The organism is Methylobacterium sp. yr668 (assembly GCF_900116245.1).
Taxonomy (GTDB): domain Bacteria; phylum Pseudomonadota; class Alphaproteobacteria; order Rhizobiales; family Beijerinckiaceae; genus Methylobacterium.
The window spans coordinates 49,574-69,066 of sequence record NZ_FOZY01000012.1 but is presented as its reverse complement, the minus strand read 5'-3'; the positions used below and the strand labels follow the sequence as shown (position 1 = coordinate 69,066).

Sequence of the window (19,493 nt, the reverse complement as noted above, 5' to 3'; positions counted from 1 at the left end):
GTGTAGCGCAGCTTCCGCGTCGGCGCGCGGGTTTGCTGCGCAGTCGGTGACGCAGCGGCCCGATCGGCTCAGAGACCCGGCACGACGCCCTGGCGGCCCACCGCGATCGTCCCCGCCATCAGCCCGCCGTCCTCGTCCGGGCGCGCGAAGATCGTCACGGCGGCGCCCCGCTGGAGCATCGCCTTCTCACCAGGCGAGAACTGCGTCACCGGCGTGTCGTCGGGGATCGCGAAGGACGATTGGCCGCCGTTATAGGCGAGGGTCAGACGCATCGGCGCGCCCCGCTGCACGTCGGCCACCCAGCCGGCGGTGAGGCGCGCGCCCTGCGCGGTGTCCCAGGGCTGGCTGCCGGCCTCGAACCCGCGCTCGGACGGAGAGTACAGGGTCACGGCGGTCGCCTGCCGCGGCTCGGAATCGGACGCACCGAGGACGCTGACGTAGCTCTCCGGCTTGATCGCCCGCAGGCTGGCGCCGTTCACCGCGTAGATGCGGGTCCGGGGGCCCATCCGCACGGCCAGGGTGCTGCCGCTGGTGCGGCGGATCTCCACGCGCTCCGAATCGGCCTGGACCACGGTGCCGCGGAACCGGACGGTCGCCGGCTCAGCGCGGGCGGCGGGGATGGTCGCGATCGCCAGAAGGCCGGCGAGGAAGAGACGTCTCACGGGGCTCTTCACGGGGCTCCTTTCCGAGCGTGTGGACAATGGGCGTGCCGTCCGGCTGCGGGACCCGAACGCCGGGGACCGGGCAGGGTTCCCGGCGCCGAAGGACGTGCGGTGCCACAATCCGTCGGCCGGGCTCGCGGAGCGCTCAATGCGCCATCAGCACCGGCATGTCGGCGTGGGCGAGAACGTGGCTGGTGACGCCGCCGAAGATCATCTGGCGCAGGCGGCTCTGGGTGTAGGCGCCCTTGATGAGAAGATCGCAGCCGAACGCCTTCGCCTCCGCCAGAAAGGTCTCGCCGGGCACGCGCCGGCCGGCCGGCAGGGCCCGGTGCGACGCGTCCACACCCTCGCAGGCCAGGGCCTGGGCGAGGTCCTGCGCGGTCGGGCCCGGCACCATGCCGCCCTCGACGCTGAGCACGAGCACCCGCTCGGCCCGCCGCAGGAACGGCATCGCGAAAGCCACCGCCCGGGCGGTCTCGGTCGACCCGTTCCAGGCGATGACCACGGCGTCACCGAGGCTGGCCGGTGCCGTAGGCGGCGCCAGCAGGATCGGGCGGCCGCTCTCGAACAGGGCCGTCTCGAACGTGGTCATGCGCGGGGCGTTGTCGGTGGTGCCGGGACGCCCGACCACCGTTGCCGAGAACAGCCGCGCGTACTGCCCGAGGAACGCGTCGCCGGTGGGGACGTCCTGTCGCCAGCGGTAGCGCGGTCCGGCATCCGGCACCCGGTCCGGTATGCAGAGCCCGTCGCGGGCGTGCCGCGGGATGCCGGCGCCGTCCATGAAGGCCACGAAGCGGCCGCCCGCCTCCTCGGCCTCGGCCCGGTCGGCCTCCTCGTCGCGCAGCCACGTCATGCCGCCGACCATGTCGACCGGCACGTACTCGGCCAGCGCCGGGCGCAGGGACACGCCCTCGATCAGACTGCCGAAGCGCGTGGCCGCCAGCCGGGTCGTCTCGAAGACGGAGGGCAGGGCGTCGTGCATCGCGACGGGAACGAGCAGGGTCTTCATGCTGGCCTTCTCCTCGGGCAGGCGAGGCTAATCCTCCCGGCCGCGCGGTGGAACCGGGGCCGGCACGGCGCGCACACGGTTTTGCGGCGCGCCCGGATCGAGCCGCCTCCGGAGGGCCCGGGTCAGGGGCCGCTCGACGAGGCGGTGGACCGCGAGCGCGGCCGCGGCGCTGCCCGCGAGCATCAGCGCCATGCCGGCCCAGGGATGCAGGGCGGGGGCAAGGCCGAGCCGGAGCAGCGCCTCGCGCACGAGGCGCAGCGCGAACGGGTGCAGGAGGTAGAGGGCGTAGGACGCGTCGCCGAGCGCGACGAGCCCGCGCACGGTGGACGGCAGCCGCGCGACCGCGGCCGCGTCGCGGGGCGGCCCGAGGGCGGCCGCCACCAGCAGGACGGCCGGCCCGCCGACGAGGAGCGGGCGCAGGAACCCGTCGGCCTCGCCGAGACCCGCGAGCACCCGCGCGGCCAGGATCAGCCCCAGCACGCCCAGCACCGCGAGCCCGACCCGCAGGGGGAGGGCCGGCCGGAACCCCGCGCCCCAGGCGAGGGCGAGACCGGCGCCGGCGGCGAATTCGAGTACGATCGGATCCGACCAGAAGCGCAGCGGCACCGGCAGGCCCGGCACGAGGGCGCCGACCGCCACGAGGACGGCCAAGCTCCCGCACAGCCACGCGACGGCGCCGCGCCGCCCGAAGCCGAGACCCGCGGCGAAGAGTGCGTAGAAGGCCGCCTCGTAGTTCAGGGTCCAGCCGAGGCCGTAGAGCGGCTGGACGGTGCCGTCGGGGCGGGCCGCCGGCCAGAACAGGAAGCTCGCCGCGAGGGCGACCGGGTCGCGCACCAGCGCGGCGGCCTCGCCCAGGAGGTCCGGCCGCGCGAGCGCCAGGACGAGGTAGAGCAGGCTCACCAGCCAGTAGAGGGGCACCACCCGGGCGACCCGGTGGGCGAGGAAGCGGGCGCGGCCGCCCGACCGGCCCGCGAGCCGGCCGCCGGCATGGACGATGACGAAGCCGGAGATCACGAAGAACAGGTCGACCCCGCCCCACCAGGGCAGCAGCGTCGCGGGATCGAGCGCCGGGCCGGCGCCCCGGTCAGCGAGGAGGCCCGCCTCGTGCCGCGCGTGGTGCCATGCCACCATGAGGGCGGCGGCGGCGCGGAGGATCTGGACGGCGACGACGATCACGGGCTGCCCGCGCGCGTCGCGCTTCGAGCCCTGCCCGGAGGTGCGGCCGGAAGGACCCACCCGCCGAGGCCACCGTCCCGGACGAGCGCGATCGGCATCCTGCGGGATCCACCGAGAGGGCACGCGCGCCGGATTAGATCCGCTCGGGAACCGTATTGTCCGATGCGAAAACGGCAGGAACCATAAGCCGATAGCCTCGTTGACGGACCAATTCGCGAACCCGCCGGCTCCGAGTTGCCTGCGACGTCGTATGCCGAGGCGTCCGTGCTGCACATGCGGCGTCCTTCCGCGGTTCGCGTGCCCATCTCGAACAGAGGTCCCGATGCTGAAGAACTACGCTGCCGCGTCCGCGCTCGTCCTGGCGCTGTCGACCCCGGCCATGGCCCAGAGCGCCAACGACTTCCGCATGCAGTCGATGCAGGCGAACGCCTTCGAGATCCAGTCCTCGCAGATCGCCCTGTCCAAGTCGCGCAACCCGCGCATCCGCTCCTACGCCCAGGAGGTGCTCCGTGACCACCGCGCCGCCAACGTCGCCCTGGCCGGCGGCCAGATGAACGGCGTCGCCGGCGATCCGGGCCTCGGTGGCCTGGTCACCGCCCCGATCGCGGTGGCGGGCAGCGCCGTGGGCGCCGGCGTCGGCGCGGCGACCGGCGTGGTCGGCGGCACCCTGGCGGGCGGCCCGGTCGGCGGCCTCGAGGGCGCGGGTGCCGGCGCGGCGCGCGGCGCCGCGGCGGGTGGCCAGATCGGCCGCGGCGACGTGATGGCGACCGGCGCCTCGACGATCGTCCCGCCGAACCCGGAGCAGCAGGCGATGCTGGCCCAGCTCTCGGCCGCCCCGGCCGGCGCGCGCTTCGACCGCCTGTACGCGTCGCAGCAGATCCAGGCCCATCAGATGACCATCGCGATGACCCAGGCCTACGCTCAGGGCGGCCCGAACCCGGCCCTGCGCAACTACGCCCAGCAGGCCCTGCCGGCCCTGCAGATGCACCTGCAGCAGGCCGAGCGTCTCCCGGGCGCCATGTAAGCGGCACGGACTTCGGCGGCACGGCCTCGGCCGGGCCGAACGAGAAGGCGGCGGGCGCGAGCCCGCCGCCTTTCTCATGTCGATGGCTGTTCGAGCCAGGATGATCGCCGGCCGACCGCGGCGAACGACCTTCGCGGACGCGCCGTGCCGGCGCGTCCCAGCATCATCGGATCCGGGACCGGCCGACCGGTCCCGGATCTCAGCGCCCGCGCCGTTCGCTCACTCGCACGCGATGGCGGCGACGGAACGGACCGACTGGCCGGTCGTGTCGATCGGCGGCTTGAACTCGCCGGACTGCGGATCGCGCACCAGCAGGGAGCCGCTGGCCACGCCGAAATGCGCGCCGTGGATTTCGAGGCGGCCGTCGTCGACCCGCTCCTTCACGAACGGGAAGGTCAGCAGGTTCTCCATGCTCTGGACGACCACGGCATGTTCCAGCTTGGTCAGGTAGTTCGGCGCGGCGGGATCGCCGGCCTTGTCCTCGGCCTGACCCACGAGCGAGACCCACTTGCCGATGAAGTCGCCGGGCGAGAGCGGCTTCGCCTTGTTGGCCCAGGCCTTGATGCCGCCGCAGGTGGCATGCCCGAGGACGACGATGTGCTTCACCTCCAGGGCCTGGACGGCGAATTCCAGGGCCGCCGAGGTGCCGTGATACTGGCCGTCCGGCTGGTAGACCGGCACGAGGTTGGCGACGTTGCGGATCGTGAACAGCTCGCCCGGGCCGGCATTGAAGATCGCGCTGGGCGAGACCCGGCTGTCGCAGCAGCTGATGACCAGGATCTCCGGATTCTGCGTCGAGGCGAGCTGCGCGAAGCGCCGACGCTCGGTCGGGAAGCGGTCGAGGAGGAAGGACCGGTAGCCTTCGGTCAGGTAGACGGGGAACATAAAGTCGTCTCCAGTTAGACAAATCCGCGACAGCGGGAGTGAAATCAAAGTCCTCGCCAAGCAAGAACGCGCGGCTGGGCCGGAATAGTCCCGCGCGCGAGGTCCGACGCCAGATCCGCGAGACCGGCCGGCTCGACGTGCTCACCGCTAGCGCGCAACTCGTCGAGCGGCCACCAGCGCGTCCCGATCAGCGGGTTGTCCTCGGTCTCGGCGAGCCGGCTCGTGTCGACCCGGTCGTCGGGCAGGCGGACGAGGAAGTAGCGCTCCCGGGCGTCCCGTGCCTGACGGAACAGGTGGAACGGGCCGTCGCAGGCCGCGACCTGCGGGCCGATCGCGGCGTCGCCCCGGCCGATCTCCTCCTCGAGTTCCCGCCGGCAGGCGGTGACGTGGTCCTCGCCGGGCTCAAGGCCGCCGCCGGGCATGAACCAGAACCGGAGCGGCGCCCCGTCCGGCCCCCTCGCGTGGACCGACGTGTAGGCGATGAGCAGGATCCGGTCCCGCGGATCGAGGACGATCGCGCGGGCGATGTGTCGGACGGGCAGGGGGTTCGCGGCGCTCATGCAGCCAGAGCTAGAGCGCGCGCCGGGGACGGACACCGGCCGCGCGCGGGCCTGCGTGCAAAACAGCACGTTGCGGTCGCCGACGCGCCCGGCGGAGGTGCGGGGCGCCGGTTCAGGACGGCGGGCTTGGCGCCGGTGCCCAGATCACGACGGGGAGCCCGAAGGCGTCGCGCTCGGGCGGATCCGGCAGCGGCACGGCCTGTCCGAGGCTTATGTCGCGGGCCACCACGAGGGCGGCCAGCGCGTCGAGATGGTCGTCCTCCGGAACGCCCTTGACCCGGGACCCGATCAGCGCGTCCGGCAGGCCCGCCGCTGCGAGGAGCGCCCGCCGGAGGTCCAGCCCCTCGCGGGCGCGCCTGCCCTTCTTGGGCAGGCCGAGTGGCCGGCCGCCGTTGAGGGCGTGGAAGGCCACCTCGGGATGCACCTCGTAGACCCGCGCGCGCGCCTCCGGGCACTCCCGCAGGAGCGTGTCGACCGCGCGGACGTAGCGGAAGATGTTGTAGCCCTGGATGGACGGTGCGAAGGGCGGGTCGCTCGCGGCCCGCGAGGCGGCCTTCGCGGCGGCGTAGTCGGGGGCGTAGACCGCGCTCCGCGGCGGCATCGGGAACACCGAGGCCCGCGCCGGCCCGAGCCGGGCGCGCGCGGCCCGGTCGGCGCCGCGGCCGCCGCCGGTGATCCGGTCGGGCAGCCCGATCGGCACGTCGATCCCGACGATGCCGGGCCGCTCCGGCGCGTCGAGGAGCGCGGCGACGTCGGGGAACAGGGCGCAGCGGTGCCGATCGGGGTCGTCCAGGTCGAGGAGCGCGCCCGCCCAGGCGCCGCGGCAGCCGTCCAGTCCCGCGATCCAGCGCGCCATGCCATTCCCCCGCCGCGGTGCGTGCGGCCGCCGTTCCGACCCGCGTTCTTGCCGGGATGCGCGCGGAAAGCTATCCGCGTCGCCGAGGGCGCCGCCGGCCCGGGAGAAGCGTGATGAGCGAGATCCGTCCCCGTCGCAGCGTGCTGGCGATGCCGGGCTCCAACGCCCGGGCGTTGGAGAAGGCGCGGTCGCTCCCCGCCGACGTGATCCTGATCGACCTCGAGGACGGCACCGCCCCCGCCGCGAAGGCGGCGGCCCGCGCCCAGGTCGCCGCCGCGGTCGCCGCGCGGGGCTTCGGCCCGCGCGAGGTCGTGGTCCGCATCAACCCGCCGGAGACCGAGGACGGCGAGGCCGACCTCGTGGCGCTCGCGCCGGCCGCCCCGGACGCGATCCTGGTGCCGAAGGTCCGGACCTCCGACGCGCTGATCGCCGTGGGCTCCCGCCTGCGCCGCCTCGGCGCGCCCCTGGCGACGCGGGTCTGGGCGATGATCGAGACGCCGATGGCGGTGGTGAACGCCGCCGAGATCGCGGGCGCGGCCCGGGACGTGGACGGCCGGCTCGGCGCCCTGGTGATCGGCCCGAACGACCTGCTGAAGGCGTCGCGGATCCGGCCGCCGGGGCGGGCCGCCCTGCTGCCCTGGCTGATGAACGTCCTGGCCGCCGCCCGGGCCTACGAGATCGAGGCGATCGACGGCGTGTTCACCGACCTCAAGGACGCGACCGGGTTCGAGGCCGAGTGCGCGCAGGGCCGCGACCTCGGCTTCGACGGCAAGATGCTGATCCACCCGAGCCAGATCGGCCCGGCCAACGCCGCCTTCGGGCCGAATGCCGAGGAGATCGCGCAGGCCCGCCGGCTGATGGACGTGTTCGACGCGCCGGAGAACCGCGAGCGCGGGGTCATCGCGGTAGACGGCAAGATGGTCGAGCGCCTCCACGTCGAGGCCGCCCGGCGGACGCTCGCCATGGCCGAGGCGATCGCGCGGATGACCGCGTGAGCGACCTGCCGGAGGTCGGGCTGCGGCTGCTCGACCCGCGCCTGCCGGGCTGGGGCTTCCCGCGCTGGGGTTCGTCGGCCGCGGCCGGCCTCGACCTGCACGCCTGCCTCGACGCGCCCCTGGACCTGCAGCCTCGGGGGAAGGCGGTCCTGATCCCGGCGGGGTTCAGCGTGCTGATCCGCGATCCCGCCTGGTGCGGGCTGATCTTCCCGCGCTCGGGCCGCGGACACCGGGACGGTCTGGTGCTCGGCAACGGCACCGGCGTGATCGACGCGGATTACGAGGGTCCGCTGCTGGTCTCCGCCTGGAATCGCGACGCATCCGAGCCCGTGCGGATCGAGCCGGGCGAGCGGATCGCGCAGCTCGTCTTCACGCGGATCACGCGGCCGGCGCTGACTGTGCTGGAGGGCGCGCCCGGCCCCGGCTCGGAGCGGGGCGCGGGCGGGTTCGGGTCGAGCGGGCGCTAGCGCGCCCTCCGTCATCACGAGCGGAGCGAAGCGACCCAGGGCAGCGCGACATTGCCAGGCGTGGCGCTGCCTGGATTGCTTCGCTCCGCTCGCAAAGACGGCGGGGCCGACGCCATCAGCCAGGGCGCGGATGACGACGAGAGCTCGGCGCCGCCCCTCAGTCCAGCGTCTTGCCGAGCCGCCCGGCCAGGTCTTGAATGAACTGGAACGCGGTCCGGCCCGAGCGCGAGCCGCGGGTGGTGGCCCATTCCAGGGATTCGGCGCGCAGCTGGTCCGGCGCCACGGCGAGGCCGTAGCGGTCGGCGTAGGCGCGGATCATCGCCAGGTACTCGTCCTGGCTGCACTTGTGGAAACCGAGCCAGAGGCCGAACCGGTCCGAGAGCGAGACCTTCTCCTCCACCGCCTCACCGGGGTTGATGGCGGTCGAGCGCTCGTTCTCCACCATGTCGCGGGCGAGCAGGTGGCGGCGGTTCGATGTGGCGTAGAACAGCACGTTCCCCGGCCGCCCCTCGATGCCGCCGTCGAGCGCCGTCTTGAGCGACTTGTACGAGGTGTCGTCGGCGTCGAAGGAGAGGTCGTCGCAGTAGACGAGCCAGCGGTGCGGGTCCGGCCGCAGCAGGGCCATCAGGTCGGGCAGCGCCTCGATGTCCTCGCGGTGGATCTCGACGAGCTTCATCGGCAGGCTGCCGGCGGGCCGGCGAGCGTTGATCTCGGCGTGGGCCGCCTTGACCAGCGAGGATTTGCCCATGCCGCGGGCGCCCCACAGCAGGGCGTTGTTGGCCGGCAGGCCGCGGGCGAAGCGCTCGGTGTTCTCCACCAGGGTGTCGCGCGCCCGGTCGATGCCGGTGAGCAGCCCCATCTCCACCCGGGCCACCTGCGGCACCGGGGTCAGCCGGCGCTCGGGCCCCCACAGGAACGCGTCGGCAGCGCTCGGGTCGAACGCTGGCGGGACGGCGGGCGCGGTCCGCTCCAGCGCGGTGGCGATGCGCTCCAGGAGCGGCATCAGGGTGTCGAGGGTCGCGGGGCTCGTCATCGGATCGGGGGGTTCGCGTGCGGGTCGGTCGGGCGGCCGGTTCTACGGGGAAGAACCGGGGAAATCATCCGTGTCCGGACGCATGGCGCGGTCCTCCCGAACGCGAACCGGGATCGAGCGTTGGTATACCCGGCCGGTCGCGCCGAAACGTCCTCCGGGGAGTATCGATGGAAGCGGAACCGACGATCCGGATCACCCAGGTCGCGGATTACGTCTTCACGGTCGATTTCAGCGCGGCCCTCCCGGCGCTGCGCACCGACGAGGCGCCCCCGATCGGCGGCGGGACCGGGCCGTTTCCCGAGCAGCTCCTGATCTCCGGCGTCGCGAACTGCCTCTGCGCCAGCCTCGTCTTCGCCCTGGGCAAGTTCCGCCAGGACGCGCGCGGCGTCGCGGCCGAGGCGTCCTGCCGGGTGGAGCGCAACGCCGAAGGGCGGCTGCGCCTCACCGGGATCGGCGTCCACATCCAGCTCGGCGCCGCCGCCGCCGACATGCCGCGGATCGACCGAGTGCTGGAGCAGTTCGAGCGGTTCTGCACCGTCTCGGAGAGCGTGAAGGCCGGGATTCCGGTCGCCGTGTCGGTGGCCGACCGCCACGGCATGCGCCTGAAATGACGCGCGTCGGGGAAAGATCGGCCGCCCGGCGCATTGCCGCAGCACCGAACGGCCGCGATGGCCGCGATGGCCGCAATGCCCGGAGTGAGGAGACGCCATGACGGACCAGACGCGAGAGCCCGCCCGCGCCCCCGAGGCGCTCGCCGCCCTGTTCAATCAGCGCGCCAATGCCGGCGACGTCGAGGGCCTCGTCGCCCTCTACGAGCCCGACGCGGTGCTGGCGGCGGGTCGCGTCGTCGCCACGGGCCACGCCGAGATCCGGACCTTCTACGCCGACCTGCTGGTGCGCAAATCCGACTTCCCGGCGCCGGAAACGCCGCCGCCGCTGCGCAATGGCGCGCTGGCCATGACCTTCGCGCGGCTGCCCAACGGCGCGTTCTCGGTGGAGGTCGCCCGCGAGCAGGCGGACGGCACGTGGCTCTGGGCGATCGACCAGCTGAAGCTCGCGCCGCCGAAGGGCTGACGGCCGGCTCGGACGCTCCCGCGCGCTTGTCCCACCGGACGCGATGCGGCAAAGCGGGACCCGCGCGCTCGACGCCGCGCAGAAGACCCGAGCCGACTCGATGCACGACATCCGCGCCATCCGGGAGAACCCGGACGCCTTCGACCGCGACCTCCAGCGCCGGGGCCTCGCGCCGCTCTCGGCCGAGCTGATCGCCCTCGACGAGGCGCGGAAATCGTCGGTCTCGGCCGCGCAGGCCAACCAAGAGCGGCGCAACGCGCTGGCCAAGGAGATCGGCGGCGCCAAGAAGGCCAAGGACGAGGAGCGCGCCGCCGCCCTGATGGCCGAGGTCGCGGCCCTGAAGGGCGCCGAGCCGCAGCTGAAGGCGGCGCAGGACGCGGCCGACAAGACCCTGGCAGACCGCCTCGCCGCGATCCCGAACCGGCCGAAGCCCGATGTCCCCGAGGGCGCGGACGAGCACGGCAACGTCCTCTACCGCAGCCACGCCGCGACCCGCGAGCGGCTGACCGAGGGCAAGGAGCATTTCGAGATCGGCGAGGCCGCGGGCCTGATGGATTTCGAGGCGGCGGCCAAGCTGTCCGGCTCGCGCTTCGTGGTGCTGAAGGGCCAGCTCGCGCGGCTGGAGCGGGCGCTCGGCCAGTTCATGCTCGACCTGCACACGCAGGAGCACGGCTACCTGGAGGTGGCGCCGCCGGTGCTGGTGCGCGACGCCGCCATGTTCGGCACCGCGCAGCTGCCGAAGTTCGAGGACGACCAGTTCTCGGTCTTCAAGGGCCTCGATTACGTCAGGTCGCTGCAGGGGCAGGCGGGCGCGGATGCCGCGCCGGTCAGCGACGAGCATTTCTGGCTCGTGCCCACCGCCGAGGTGCCGCTGACGAACCTCGTGCGCGAGGCGATCCTCCGCGAGGAGGAGCTGCCCCTGCGCTTCACCGCCCTGACGCCCTGCTTCCGGGCCGAGGCCGGGGCGGCCGGGCGCGACACCCGCGGCATGCTGCGCCAGCACCAGTTCAGCAAGGTTGAGCTGGTCTCGATCACGACGCCGGAGGAATCCGCCAACGAGCACGAGCGGATGCTGACCAGCGCCGAGGCGGTCCTGAAGAAGCTGGATCTGCCCTACCGGGTGATGACGCTCTGCACCGGCGACATGGGCTTCGCCAGCCAGAAGACCTACGACATCGAGGTCTGGGTGCCCGGCCAGCGCACCCACCGCGAGATCTCGTCCTGCTCGGTCTGCGGCGACTTCCAGGCCCGGCGGATGAACGCCCGCTACCGGGGCAAGGACGGCAAGCCGGCCTATGTCCACACGCTCAACGGCTCGGGCGTCGCGGTCGGCCGCGCGCTCATCGCCGTGATGGAGAACTACCAGAACCCGGACGGGAGCATCACCATCCCGTCGGTGCTCCACCCCTACATGGGCGGGCTCAACCGGATCGAGGGCACCCGCTGATGCGCATCCTGGTCACCAACGACGACGGCATCCACGCGCCGGGGCTCAGTACCCTGGAGGAGATCGCCAAAGAGCTCTCGGACGACGTCTGGGTCGTGGCGCCGGAGAGCGACCAGTCCGGCGTGTCGCACTCGCTCTCGCTCAACGACCCGCTGCGGCTGCGGCAGGTCTCGGAGCAGCGCTTCGCCGTGAAGGGCACGCCGTCGGACTGCGTGATCCTGGGCGTGCGCCACATCCTGGGCGATCACGGGCCGGACCTCGTCCTGTCGGGGGTCAATCGCGGCCAGAACGTCGCCGAGGACGTGACCTATTCGGGCACGATCGCGGCCGCCATGGAGGGGACGATCCTCGGCATCCGCTCCATCGCCATGAGCCAGGCCTACGGCGCCGGCGGGCGCGGCGCGCTCAAGTGGGACTGCGCCCGGACGCACGGCGCGAAGGTCGTCCGGAAGATCCTGGAGACCGGGATCGAGCCCGGCATCCTGGTCAACGTGAACTTCCCGGACTGCGAGCCGGCCGAGGTGCAGGGCGTCGCGGTGGCGGCGCAGGGCTTCCGCAACCAGGCGCTGCTGTCGATCGACGCGCGTGTCGACGGGCGCGGCAACCCGTACTTCTGGCTGGCCTTCGCCAAGGCCCGGTTCGAGCCGGGCCACGGCTCGGATCTGAAGGCCATCGCCGAGAAGCGGATCTCGGTGACGCCCCTGCGCCTCGACCTCACGGACGAGCCGACGCTGACGCGCTTCGCGCAGGCTTTCGCCGAGTGATCGATCTGGGCAGCCTGGAGGAGGCTGCCGGCAACGCGGCCTTCGTGATGGCGCTCCGGGGCCGCGGCCTGCGCGATACCGCGGTGCTGCGGGCCATGGAGCAGGTCCCGCGGGACACCTTCGCGCCGCCGGCGCATCGGGAGCACGCGCGGCGCGACATCGCCCTGCCGCTGTCGTGCGGCGCCTCGATGACGGCGCCGTCGACGGTGGCGCTGATGCTGGCGCAGCTGCGGCTCGAGCCCGGCCAGCGCGTCCTGGAGATCGGCACCGGCTCGGGCTACGTGACCGCGCTGCTCGCCCAGCTGGGCGCCGGGGCGGTGCTCAGCCTGGAGCGCTACACATCGCTGGCCGGGGCGGCGACGCGGCGGCTCGCGGCCCTGTCCGAGGTGCATGTGGTCCGGGCGGACGGCCTGGCTCCGGACCTGCCGGACGGCGGCTTCGACCGGATCCTCGTCCACGGCAGCGTCCCGACGATCCCATCGCACTGGCGCGCGGCCCTGGAACCGGGCGGACGGCTGGTGACGGGCCTGCGCGGCGACGGCGGCTGCCGGGTGGCGGTGCTGGCGACGCCGGAGGCCTTGCCGGAACTCGGCGCGCCGGTGCGCCTGGCAGCCCTGGTGCCGGGACTGGCGCAGGTGCTCTGACAACCCTCCGTCATCGCGAGCGCAGCGAAGCGACCCGTGGCCGCGCGCCCTCCGCAGGCGTGGCGCCGCTGGATTGCTTCGCCCCGCTCGCAAAGACGCCGCCGCTATCCGACGCGCCGCGCCCCCCACCACAGGCGCCACAGCCGGCGCCAGCGCGGCAGCTCGACGGGCGTGTTGAGCGGGTCGTAGGAGGCCCGCTCCATGGCGGCGAGGTAGGGCTCCACCAGGGCCGTGGGCAGGAAGGCGGCGCCCGCCGAGGGCGCGATGGTCGGGCGCGCCGCCTCGAAGGCCTTGAGGTGCTGCCGGGCGAGGTCGCGCAGGTCGGCGCAGGCGCGGCGCAGGCCCGGCCCGCCGCGGCCCGTCACGATGTCCTCGCGCGTCACGCCGTAGCGGCCGAGGATGTCGGCCGGCAGGTAGACCTGCCCCGCGCGGGCATGCCAGGGCAGGGCGCGCAGGAGCCCGGTGATGCCGTACGCCACGCCGGCATGCCCGGCCGCGCCCGCGCCGCCCGGTTCGGTGCCGTTGCCGATCACGAGGCTCGCCAGCCGGAACAGCGCCGAGGCGGTCTCGCCGCAATAGCCCTCTAGGTCGTTCACCCGGGGCATCGGATCCTCGTAGAGGTCGAAGACGCGGGCGTCGATCAGGTCGACGAAGGGCTGGCGGCCGAGGCGGTTCACCCGGATCGCCTCCTCCAGGGCCGCCGCCACCGGGTTGGCGCGCACGTCACCGCGCGCCTCGCCCTGCAGGGCGTCGCGCCACCATTGCAGGCGGATCTCGCCGGCCATCGGGTTCGAGACGGCCTCGCGCACCCGCGCGATGGTCAACGAGAAGGCGTAGAGGGCGAAGAGGTGCGGGCGTGCGGCGGCCGGGGCGAACAGGGTCGCGTAGTAGCGGTCCGGGTCGCCGGCCCGCACGAGGCCCTCGCAGTGGGACTGCGCGAAGGCGAGCCCGGTCTCGGCGGTCTGGCCGTCGACCTCCGGCATCAGGCCACCGCGATCAGCGCGGCGGCGACCTTGCGGTTCTCGGCCACCAGGATGTTGTAGGTCCGGGCGGCGGCGCCGGTCTGCATCAGGTCGAGGCCGACGCCGAGATCCTTCAGCCAGCCCCGGAGCGCGGGATCGATCGCCGCGATGTCGAGGCCGGTCCCGACGAGCAGCAGCTCGATGCCGCCGGCCTCGGCCTGGACCGGGCGCAGGGCCGTGCGGTCGATGGCCCGCGGCTCCGTCACCTCCCAGGCACGGACCCCGGAGGGCAGCAGCAGGATCGAGCCGCGATGCGACATCCCGGCGAAGCGGAAGCCGCCGTTGCCGTAGGTGTCGATGATGTGCCGCCCCGGCACGAAGCCGGAGTCGAAGTTCTTCGGACTTGGCTGATCGGCCATCTGGGAAAAGGGACTACTCCGCCGGTTGCGGGACGCCGGACCGCTCCGAGGCCGCGCGGGCGCCCGAGAGCATCAGGCCCAGATAGATCAACACCGGCGTCGAGACGAAGATCGCCGAGTAGGTGCAGATCAGGACGCCGCAGAGCATCACGACGGCGAAGCCCTTGATCGCCTCGCCGCCGAACAGCACCAGCGCCAGCAGCGACAGCGCCGACGAGATCGACGTCATCACCGTGCGCGACATGGTCGAGTTGATCGACAGGTTGAGCAGGTCGACGGTCGGAATGGTCTTGTAGCGGCGCATGAGCTCGCGGGTCCGGTCGAACACCACCACGGTCTCGTTCAGCGAGTAACCGACGATCGTCAGGATCGCGGCGATCGAGGTCATGTTGAACTCGATGCGGCTGATGATGAAGACGCCGACGGTCAGCACGATGTCGTGGAGGGTGCCCACGATGGCGCCGAGCGCCAGCTCCCGCTCGAACCGGAACCAGAGGTAGAGCAGCACCGCCACGACGGAGAGCACGACGCCGAGCGTGCCGGACTGGACGAGCTCGCCGGAGACGCGCGGACCGACGGTCTCGGTGCGGCGGAAATCGTAATCCTTGTCGAAGGCGGCGTGCGCCTTGTTCATCACCGCGGTCTGGCCCTGCTCGCCGGGCTGGAGCGGCAGGCGGACCAGCACGGTGCCCTGGTTGCCGAGTTCCTGCACCTCCGGCTCGCCGAAGCCGAAGCCCGCGGCCGTGTGCCGGATCGACGCCACGTCCGCGGTGCCGGACTTCGCCTGCAGCTCCACCAGGGTGCCGCCCTTGAAATCGATGCCGAAATTCAGCCCGATCGTCAGGAACAGCGCCACGGTCGCGAGCGACAGCACCGCCGAGAGCGGGAAGGTGAAGCGCCGGAATCGCATGAAGTCGAAATGCGATTCATCGGGCCAGAGGCGGAGCAGGCGCATGGTCGGTACTCTATTCGCGGACATCGCGACGGAGGACGGTCGAGGCGCGGGTCCCCTCTCCCGTGCGGGACAGGGGGGTCACGTCGCGCCGCCCGCGCTCCCTCGATGGCCTCCCAGACTAATCAGAACGGCAGGGTCTTCGGCCGGAACGTGTTGTACCACACCGCGATCATCATCCGGGTCAGCGTCACCGCGGTGATGACCGTGGTGAGGATGCCGAGGATGAAGACCACGGCGAAGCCCTTCACCGGGCCCGAGCCGAGGAAGAACAGGATCAGGGCGGCGATCGCCATGGTCGAGTTCGAGTCGATGATGGTGGCGAAGGCCCGGTCGAAGCCCGCCTGCAGCGCCGAGATCAGCGAGCGGCCGGCCCGCTGCTCCTCGCGCATGCGCTCGTAGATCAGCACGTTCGAATCCACCGCGGTGCCGATGGTGAGCACGATGCCGGCGATGCCCGGGAGCGTCATGGTCGCCTCCAGCACCGACATCAGGCCGAGGATCAGCCCGACGTGGACGATGAGGGCGATGTTGGCGATGAAGCCGAAGGTCCCGTAGGTCGCGAACATGAAGGTCACGACGAGGGCCGCCGCCACCAGGGTCGCGAGCTTGCCGGCCTCGATGGAGTCGCGGCCGAGGCCCGGGCCGACGACGCGGCGCTCGACCACGGTGAACTTCGCGGGCAGCGCGCCGGCGCGCAGCAGGACCGCCAGATCGTTGGCCTGCTGCACGGTGAAGTTGCCGGTGATCTGGCCCGAGCCGCCGGTGATCGCCGAGCGGATCACCGGGGCCGACACGACCTCGTTGTCGAGCACGATCGCCATGCGCCGGCCGATATTCTCCGAGGTCGCCTGTCCGAAGCGCTGCGCGCCGCGCAGGTTGAACTTGAAGCTCACCATCGGCTCGTGGGACTGCTGGTCGAAGGACGGCTGCGCGTCGGTCAGCTCGCCGCCGTCGGCCATGACCCGGCGCTCCACCGGGACCTTGGCGCCCTTCTCGTCCTTGGAGGGCAGCATGTCGACGTCGCCCGAGGGGCTGTCGGCGAGCATGCGGAACTCGAGCTTGGCGGTGGAGCCGAGCAGCTTCTCGAGCCGCTCCGGGTTCTGCTCGCCGGGCACCTGGATCAGGATCCGGTCCGCGCCCTGCTGCTGGATCGACGGCTCGGTGGTTCCGGTCGAGTCGAGGCGGCGCCGGATGACCTCGATGCCCTGGCTCACGGCCCGGCGGGTGCGGTCGGTGATGCCGGCATCGGTGAGGGTCAAGCGGATCACCCCGCCCGGCTGCTCGGCGATGTCGAGGGTGCGGGCCGCCGTCTGGCCGATCGAGGTGGTGATCGGCTGCGACAGCTCCTGGAGCTTCGGCAGGACCTTGGCCCGGGCGGCGGAGTCGTCGATCTTCACCTGCACGCCGCGCGGCAGCAGGCCGATGCCGCCGTCGGCGCGGACGTTCTCCTGCTGGAGCACGCGGCGCACGTCGTCGCGCAGGGCCTTCGCCTGCGAGGCGATCAGCTCGTTCTGGTCCACCTCGAGCAGCAGCTGCGAGCCGCCCTGCAGGTCGAGGCCGAGCACGATCGCGCGCGTCGGAACCACCCAGCTGGGGAACCAGGGGGGCAGGCTGGCGACGAAGCTCTTGCGCTGCTCGGGCGAGAAGAAGCTCGGCACGGCGAGCATCAGCCCCACCAGGATCAGGCCCAGTGTCGCGATGATCTTCGCACGGGAGAAGCGCAGCATCGGCCGTCTTTTTCTCTTTTGGGCCGGCGCGCGGCGCCGGCCGGTTCAACCGGGAATCAGGCGGCCTTCACCGTGCCCTTGGCGCGGACCTCGGAGATCATCGACCGGACCACCCGCACGCGCACGTTCGGGGCGATCTCGACCTCGATCTCGGCCTGGTCGTCCGAAGCCTTGGTCACGCGGCCGACGAGGCCGCCGTTGGTGACGACCGTGTCGTCCCGGCGCACGGACTTGAGCAGCGCTTGGTGGTCCTTGACCCGCTTCTGCTGCGGTCGCAGGATCAGAAAGTACATGATCACGAATATCAGGACGAACGGGACCACCTGAAAGGCGATCTCCGCTCCGCCAGCGGCCGCACCGGCCCCTTGCGCGAAGGCGGGGGTGATCAACGAGCGTCTCCTGCGAATGGCGCGCAGGCCTGCCGCCGGATGTGGCGCCCGCAGACCTGTCGAAAAGCGCGCGGACTATAGCCAGGGGCTTCCCGAAAGCAACGCCGAACCGCCGGGCATCGGCGGCGCGCTCATAGCAGGGCGCGTATCGCCGCCGCGAAGGCGTCCGGCGCCTCCTGGGGAAAGTTGTGGCCGACCCCCGCGACGATCTCACGCCGGTACGGGCCGGTGAAACGGCGGGCGTCGGTATCCGTGGCGGTCGGCGGCCCGACGCCGTCATCGCCGCCGAGCAGGACGATCGACGGCACGGCGATCGCCGGCTGGGCCGCCAGCCGCGCCTCGATCGCCACCAGCGCCGGATCGCTCGGAACGAGGCCGAAGCGGTGTCGGTAGGAATGCACCACCACGTCGACGAAGTCGGGATTGTCGAAGGCGCGGGCGGTCCGCGCGAAAGTCTCCGCGTCGAAGGCCCAGGTCGGCGACCAGAGCTGCCAGAGCAGGCGGCAGAAGGCGTCCCGGTTCTCCGCGAGGCCGGCGCGGCCGCGCTCGCCGTGGAGATAGTACTGATACCAGAGGCGGTGCTCGGTCTCCGGCGCGGCCGGCCGCCCGGCGGCCGGGATGTTCTGGATGTTGTAGCCGACGCCGCAGCTGACGAGGCCCCGGGCCCGGTCCGGCCAGAGCGCCGCCACCACGCAGGCGGCCCGGCCGCCCCAATCGTAGCCGGCGAGCACGGCGCTCCCGACGCCGAGGGCGTCGAGGAAGGCGAGCAGGTCGGCCCCGAGCGCCGCCTGCTCGCCGGAGCGCGGCGTGGCGGCATCCAGGAAGCGCGTCGGCCCATAGCCGCGCAGGTACGGCACGAGACAGCGCACGCCGTCGGCGGCGAGCTGCGCGGCCGCGGCCGCGCAGGCGTGGACGTCGTAGGGGAAGCCGTGGAGCAGCACCGCCGTCGGCCCGCCGGCCGGACCGAGCTCGAGATAGGCGACCTCCAGGACGCCGGCCCGCACGCGCTTCATCGATGGCTCCCGGGTTCGCGATGCCGGGATCCTAGCCGGTTCGCCGCGCAATTGCCGCACGCGCTTGCCGTCGCCGGTTCGCGCCCGACTTCACCCTGCGACGAAGAAGCGCGACGGTGGAGAACCATGGGCCTGCTCGACGGTGCGAAGACCCTGATCGGCGATGTGGTTGCGGCGGCCGACCGGGCCCTCGAGGAGACCGGCAGCGGCAAGCTCGCCCTGTCGCTGGCGAAGTTCTATCCCGGCGGCCTCCCGTCCTTCCTCGACCGCCTGCGGGAGACCGGGCACAGGGAAGCGGTGGCATCCTGGCTCGGCTCGGGCGCGCGGCAGTCGGTGCCGGAGAGCGCCATCGCGGCCTGCCTGCCGCAGGGCGTGACCGAGCGCCTCGCGTACGATCTCGGCGTTCCGGAGGCGCGGGTCCCCACAGTGCTGGCGGAGTTCCTGCCCGCGGCGGTCGCCGACCAGAGCGAGAACGGCACGCTGAAGCCGCAGCCGAATTTCAGCACCCAGGTCCGCTGATCGCCCACCTCACGGGGCGGCGCACTTCATCTGCGGCGGCGCGGTCGCGCAGCTCAGGTGGCAGCTCTGCCTGGCGAAGCAGAACCACGACAGTTCGCCGCTCTTCAGGCAGGAGCCGCCACAATGGCGGTACGTGCCATAGAGCGGCCGAACGAAGACGGCATCCGCCAGAGAGCGCTCCTGAGCAAAGCGCTCCTGCACCGGACGCGTCGCTTCCGCGTCCGGCAGGGCCGCGGAGACGGACGCGACCGCGAGCACGCATGACAGCGCCAGGGATCTCATGAGAGCCGACCGCGGACCGATGTCCCGGCCGGCATTCCGGACCGAAAGCCGATCGCTGTCGACTAAATTGCGGTTCACACCGGCGCGTCGCGGACCACCGGCCTCTCCCGCTTCGCGAAGATTGCTCTAGACTCCCGCCACTGACCATTCGACGGGGGTCCACATGAGTCTGCTCAACACTCTCGGCGGCTCGCTGGGGCAGATCGTGCTGAAGGCATTGCCGGGCGTGATCCAGCAGGTGCTGCCCGGCGGACTGAACGCGCTGCTCGATCAGCTCCGACGCTCCGGCTACGAGAGCCAGGTCAATTCCTGGCTCGGCCGCGGCCCGAACGAGCCGATCACGGCCGAGGATCTGCGCAAGGTCCTCGACAACGAGCAGGTGCGCCAGATGGCGGAGAAGCTCGGCGTTCCGATGGACCAGCTGTTCCCGACCCTGGCGCAGGCCCTGCCCGAGACCGTCGACCGTCACAGCCCCGAGGGGACGCTGCAGGCGCCGAAGGCTTAGGACAGCCGGCGCGGGTCGCGAGCCGGGGCGGCCGGACGGCGGACGACGCGAAACGGCGGCCCCGTCCGGGACCGCCGCCGCATCTTGCCGTCTCGTTCGGTGCCGCGCGGGCCGGCCTCGGCCCCG

General features: G+C 72.6%; 24 protein-coding genes. 10 read left to right on the top strand and 14 right to left on the bottom strand.

Annotated features, from left to right (window positions below; translation table 11 throughout):
• Positions 1-68: 68 nt before the first annotated feature.
• From BM419_RS16585 to BM419_RS16575, 3 genes are all read right to left on the bottom strand, one after another.
• Positions 69-662 carry a hypothetical protein gene (locus tag BM419_RS16585; RefSeq protein ID WP_244492333.1) on the bottom strand — a complete coding sequence of 198 codons (594 nt, stop codon included), beginning with the start codon at positions 660-662 and terminating at the stop codon, positions 69-71.
• Positions 663-807: 145 nt separating this feature from the next.
• Positions 808-1,671, bottom strand: a complete 864-nt coding sequence (locus tag BM419_RS16580) for a universal stress protein (protein WP_020094190.1) — start codon at positions 1,669-1,671, stop codon at positions 808-810.
• A 27-nt stretch (positions 1,672-1,698) separates the two neighbouring features.
• On the bottom strand, positions 1,699-2,847 hold the full coding sequence (locus tag BM419_RS16575) for an acyltransferase family protein (RefSeq protein ID WP_091927123.1): 1,149 nt from the start codon (positions 2,845-2,847) through the stop codon (positions 1,699-1,701).
• A gap of 322 nt (positions 2,848-3,169) precedes the next feature.
• Between BM419_RS16575 and BM419_RS16570 the strand changes: the two genes are divergently transcribed.
• Positions 3,170-3,871, top strand: a complete 702-nt coding sequence (locus BM419_RS16570; RefSeq protein WP_020094192.1) for a DUF4142 domain-containing protein — start codon at positions 3,170-3,172, stop codon at positions 3,869-3,871.
• Between the two features lie 219 nt (positions 3,872-4,090).
• Here the strand turns inward: BM419_RS16570 and BM419_RS16565 are convergent, their stop codons facing one another.
• From BM419_RS16565 to BM419_RS16555, 3 genes are all read right to left on the bottom strand, one after another.
• Positions 4,091-4,756, bottom strand: a complete 666-nt coding sequence (locus tag BM419_RS16565; RefSeq protein ID WP_020094193.1) for a carbonic anhydrase — start codon at positions 4,754-4,756, stop codon at positions 4,091-4,093.
• 44 nt (positions 4,757-4,800) lie between these two features.
• Positions 4,801-5,316 (bottom strand): NUDIX hydrolase, encoded by a 516-nt coding sequence (locus BM419_RS16560; protein ID WP_020094194.1) that lies wholly within the window; start codon positions 5,314-5,316, stop codon positions 4,801-4,803.
• A 112-nt stretch (positions 5,317-5,428) separates the two neighbouring features.
• Positions 5,429-6,172, bottom strand: coding sequence for a DUF429 domain-containing protein (locus BM419_RS16555; RefSeq protein WP_091927062.1), 744 nt, complete (start codon positions 6,170-6,172; stop codon positions 5,429-5,431).
• A 113-nt stretch (positions 6,173-6,285) separates the two neighbouring features.
• Here BM419_RS16555 and BM419_RS16550 point away from each other — a divergent pair, with 113 nt between their 5' ends.
• Together BM419_RS16550 and dut are read left to right on the top strand one after the other, a co-directional pair.
• Positions 6,286-7,167 (top strand): HpcH/HpaI aldolase/citrate lyase family protein, encoded by an 882-nt coding sequence (locus BM419_RS16550; RefSeq protein WP_091927061.1) that lies wholly within the window; start codon positions 6,286-6,288, stop codon positions 7,165-7,167.
• Complete coding sequence (gene dut / locus BM419_RS16545) at positions 7,164-7,634, top strand: dUTP diphosphatase (RefSeq protein ID WP_091927060.1); 471 nt, start codon at positions 7,164-7,166, stop codon at positions 7,632-7,634. The genes BM419_RS16550 and dut overlap by 4 nt, the downstream gene beginning before the upstream one ends.
• Before the next feature lie 157 nt (positions 7,635-7,791).
• Here the strand turns inward: dut and BM419_RS16540 are convergent, their stop codons facing one another.
• Positions 7,792-8,667 (bottom strand): ATP-binding protein, encoded by an 876-nt coding sequence (locus BM419_RS16540; RefSeq protein ID WP_020094198.1) that lies wholly within the window; start codon positions 8,665-8,667, stop codon positions 7,792-7,794.
• 167 nt (positions 8,668-8,834) lie between these two features.
• Here BM419_RS16540 and BM419_RS16535 point away from each other — a divergent pair, with 167 nt between their 5' ends.
• The 5 genes from BM419_RS16535 to BM419_RS16515 all read left to right on the top strand — a co-directional run bounded on the left by BM419_RS16535 (position 8,835) and on the right by BM419_RS16515 (position 12,596).
• The gene (locus BM419_RS16535) at positions 8,835-9,278 is read left to right on the top strand and encodes an OsmC family protein (protein ID WP_091927059.1); all 444 of its coding nucleotides are present in this window, start codon (positions 8,835-8,837) and stop codon (positions 9,276-9,278) included.
• A 97-nt stretch (positions 9,279-9,375) separates the two neighbouring features.
• Positions 9,376-9,741, top strand: a complete 366-nt coding sequence (locus tag BM419_RS16530; protein WP_091927058.1) for a YybH family protein — start codon at positions 9,376-9,378, stop codon at positions 9,739-9,741.
• A gap of 100 nt (positions 9,742-9,841) precedes the next feature.
• Positions 9,842-11,188 (top strand): serine--tRNA ligase, encoded by a 1,347-nt coding sequence (gene serS / locus BM419_RS16525; RefSeq protein WP_091927122.1) that lies wholly within the window; start codon positions 9,842-9,844, stop codon positions 11,186-11,188.
• Positions 11,188-11,952 carry a 5'/3'-nucleotidase SurE gene (gene surE / locus BM419_RS16520; RefSeq protein WP_091681163.1) on the top strand — a complete coding sequence of 255 codons (765 nt, stop codon included), beginning with the start codon at positions 11,188-11,190 and terminating at the stop codon, positions 11,950-11,952. Before serS ends, surE begins: the two co-directional genes overlap by 1 nt.
• Positions 11,949-12,596 carry a protein-L-isoaspartate O-methyltransferase family protein gene (locus BM419_RS16515; protein WP_091927057.1) on the top strand — a complete coding sequence of 216 codons (648 nt, stop codon included), beginning with the start codon at positions 11,949-11,951 and terminating at the stop codon, positions 12,594-12,596. Before surE ends, BM419_RS16515 begins: the two co-directional genes overlap by 4 nt.
• Before the next feature lie 104 nt (positions 12,597-12,700).
• Here BM419_RS16515 and BM419_RS16510 read toward each other — a convergent pair whose 3' ends face one another.
• The 6 genes from BM419_RS16510 to BM419_RS16485 all read right to left on the bottom strand — a co-directional run bounded on the left by BM419_RS16510 (position 12,701) and on the right by BM419_RS16485 (position 18,061).
• A complete protein-coding gene (locus BM419_RS16510) occupies positions 12,701-13,579 on the bottom strand; it encodes a phytoene/squalene synthase family protein (protein WP_091927056.1) in 879 nt (292 codons plus the stop codon).
• The gene (locus BM419_RS16505; protein ID WP_091927055.1) at positions 13,579-13,977 is read right to left on the bottom strand and encodes an Mth938-like domain-containing protein; all 399 of its coding nucleotides are present in this window, start codon (positions 13,975-13,977) and stop codon (positions 13,579-13,581) included. Before BM419_RS16505 ends, BM419_RS16510 begins: the two co-directional genes overlap by 1 nt.
• Positions 13,978-13,990: 13 nt before the next feature.
• The gene (gene secF, locus BM419_RS16500) at positions 13,991-14,932 is read right to left on the bottom strand and encodes a protein translocase subunit SecF (protein WP_012319245.1); all 942 of its coding nucleotides are present in this window, start codon (positions 14,930-14,932) and stop codon (positions 13,991-13,993) included.
• Between the two features lie 122 nt (positions 14,933-15,054).
• Positions 15,055-16,659, bottom strand: a complete 1,605-nt coding sequence (secD, locus tag BM419_RS16495; protein WP_091927054.1) for a protein translocase subunit SecD — start codon at positions 16,657-16,659, stop codon at positions 15,055-15,057.
• 56 nt (positions 16,660-16,715) lie between these two features.
• Positions 16,716-17,048 (bottom strand): preprotein translocase subunit YajC, encoded by a 333-nt coding sequence (gene yajC, locus BM419_RS16490; RefSeq protein WP_020094208.1) that lies wholly within the window; start codon positions 17,046-17,048, stop codon positions 16,716-16,718.
• 131 nt (positions 17,049-17,179) lie between these two features.
• Complete coding sequence (locus tag BM419_RS16485) at positions 17,180-18,061, bottom strand: alpha/beta fold hydrolase (protein ID WP_091927053.1); 882 nt, start codon at positions 18,059-18,061, stop codon at positions 17,180-17,182.
• 126 nt (positions 18,062-18,187) lie between these two features.
• Between BM419_RS16485 and BM419_RS16480 the strand changes: the two genes are divergently transcribed.
• Entirely contained in the window at positions 18,188-18,580 is a 393-nt protein-coding gene (locus BM419_RS16480; protein WP_091927052.1) for a YidB family protein, read from the top strand.
• 9 nt (positions 18,581-18,589) lie between these two features.
• Here the strand turns inward: BM419_RS16480 and BM419_RS16475 are convergent, their stop codons facing one another.
• Positions 18,590-18,862 (bottom strand): hypothetical protein, encoded by a 273-nt coding sequence (locus BM419_RS16475; RefSeq protein WP_091927051.1) that lies wholly within the window; start codon positions 18,860-18,862, stop codon positions 18,590-18,592.
• 163 nt (positions 18,863-19,025) lie between these two features.
• Here BM419_RS16475 and BM419_RS16470 point away from each other — a divergent pair, with 163 nt between their 5' ends.
• Complete coding sequence (locus tag BM419_RS16470) at positions 19,026-19,367, top strand: YidB family protein (RefSeq protein ID WP_091681175.1); 342 nt, start codon at positions 19,026-19,028, stop codon at positions 19,365-19,367.
• The last annotated feature ends 126 nt before the right edge of the window (positions 19,368-19,493 follow it).

What these genes read in the sequence shown, in the direction of transcription:
- BM419_RS16570 (WP_020094192.1), top strand. Translation starts at nt 3,170, where the DNA reads ATGCTGAAGAACTACGCTGCCGCGTCCGCGCTCGTCCTGGCGCTGTCG.
- BM419_RS16550 (WP_091927061.1), top strand. Translation starts at nt 6,286, where the DNA reads ATGAGCGAGATCCGTCCCCGTCGCAGCGTGCTGGCGATGCCGGGCTCC.
- BM419_RS16530 (WP_091927058.1), top strand. Translation starts at nt 9,376, where the DNA reads ATGACGGACCAGACGCGAGAGCCCGCCCGCGCCCCCGAGGCGCTCGCC.
- BM419_RS16580 (WP_020094190.1), bottom strand. Translation starts at nt 1,671, where the DNA reads ATGAAGACCCTGCTCGTTCCCGTCGCGATGCACGACGCCCTGCCCTCC.
- BM419_RS16540 (WP_020094198.1), bottom strand. Translation starts at nt 8,667, where the DNA reads ATGACGAGCCCCGCGACCCTCGACACCCTGATGCCGCTCCTGGAGCGC.
- BM419_RS16480 (WP_091927052.1), top strand. Translation starts at nt 18,188, where the DNA reads ATGGGCCTGCTCGACGGTGCGAAGACCCTGATCGGCGATGTGGTTGCG.
- BM419_RS16505 (WP_091927055.1), bottom strand. Translation starts at nt 13,977, where the DNA reads ATGGCCGATCAGCCAAGTCCGAAGAACTTCGACTCCGGCTTCGTGCCG.
- BM419_RS16535 (WP_091927059.1), top strand. Translation starts at nt 8,835, where the DNA reads ATGGAAGCGGAACCGACGATCCGGATCACCCAGGTCGCGGATTACGTC.
- BM419_RS16470 (WP_091681175.1), top strand. Translation starts at nt 19,026, where the DNA reads ATGAGTCTGCTCAACACTCTCGGCGGCTCGCTGGGGCAGATCGTGCTG.
- BM419_RS16510 (WP_091927056.1), bottom strand. Translation starts at nt 13,579, where the DNA reads ATGCCGGAGGTCGACGGCCAGACCGCCGAGACCGGGCTCGCCTTCGCG.
- secF (WP_012319245.1), bottom strand. Translation starts at nt 14,932, where the DNA reads ATGCGCCTGCTCCGCCTCTGGCCCGATGAATCGCATTTCGACTTCATG.
- surE (WP_091681163.1), top strand. Translation starts at nt 11,188, where the DNA reads ATGCGCATCCTGGTCACCAACGACGACGGCATCCACGCGCCGGGGCTC.
- serS (WP_091927122.1), top strand. Translation starts at nt 9,842, where the DNA reads ATGCACGACATCCGCGCCATCCGGGAGAACCCGGACGCCTTCGACCGC.
- BM419_RS16475 (WP_091927051.1), bottom strand. Translation starts at nt 18,862, where the DNA reads ATGAGATCCCTGGCGCTGTCATGCGTGCTCGCGGTCGCGTCCGTCTCC.
- secD (WP_091927054.1), bottom strand. Translation starts at nt 16,659, where the DNA reads ATGCTGCGCTTCTCCCGTGCGAAGATCATCGCGACACTGGGCCTGATC.
- BM419_RS16565 (WP_020094193.1), bottom strand. Translation starts at nt 4,756, where the DNA reads ATGTTCCCCGTCTACCTGACCGAAGGCTACCGGTCCTTCCTCCTCGAC.
- BM419_RS16555 (WP_091927062.1), bottom strand. Translation starts at nt 6,172, where the DNA reads ATGGCGCGCTGGATCGCGGGACTGGACGGCTGCCGCGGCGCCTGGGCG.
- BM419_RS16485 (WP_091927053.1), bottom strand. Translation starts at nt 18,061, where the DNA reads ATGAAGCGCGTGCGGGCCGGCGTCCTGGAGGTCGCCTATCTCGAGCTC.
- BM419_RS16560 (WP_020094194.1), bottom strand. Translation starts at nt 5,316, where the DNA reads ATGAGCGCCGCGAACCCCCTGCCCGTCCGACACATCGCCCGCGCGATC.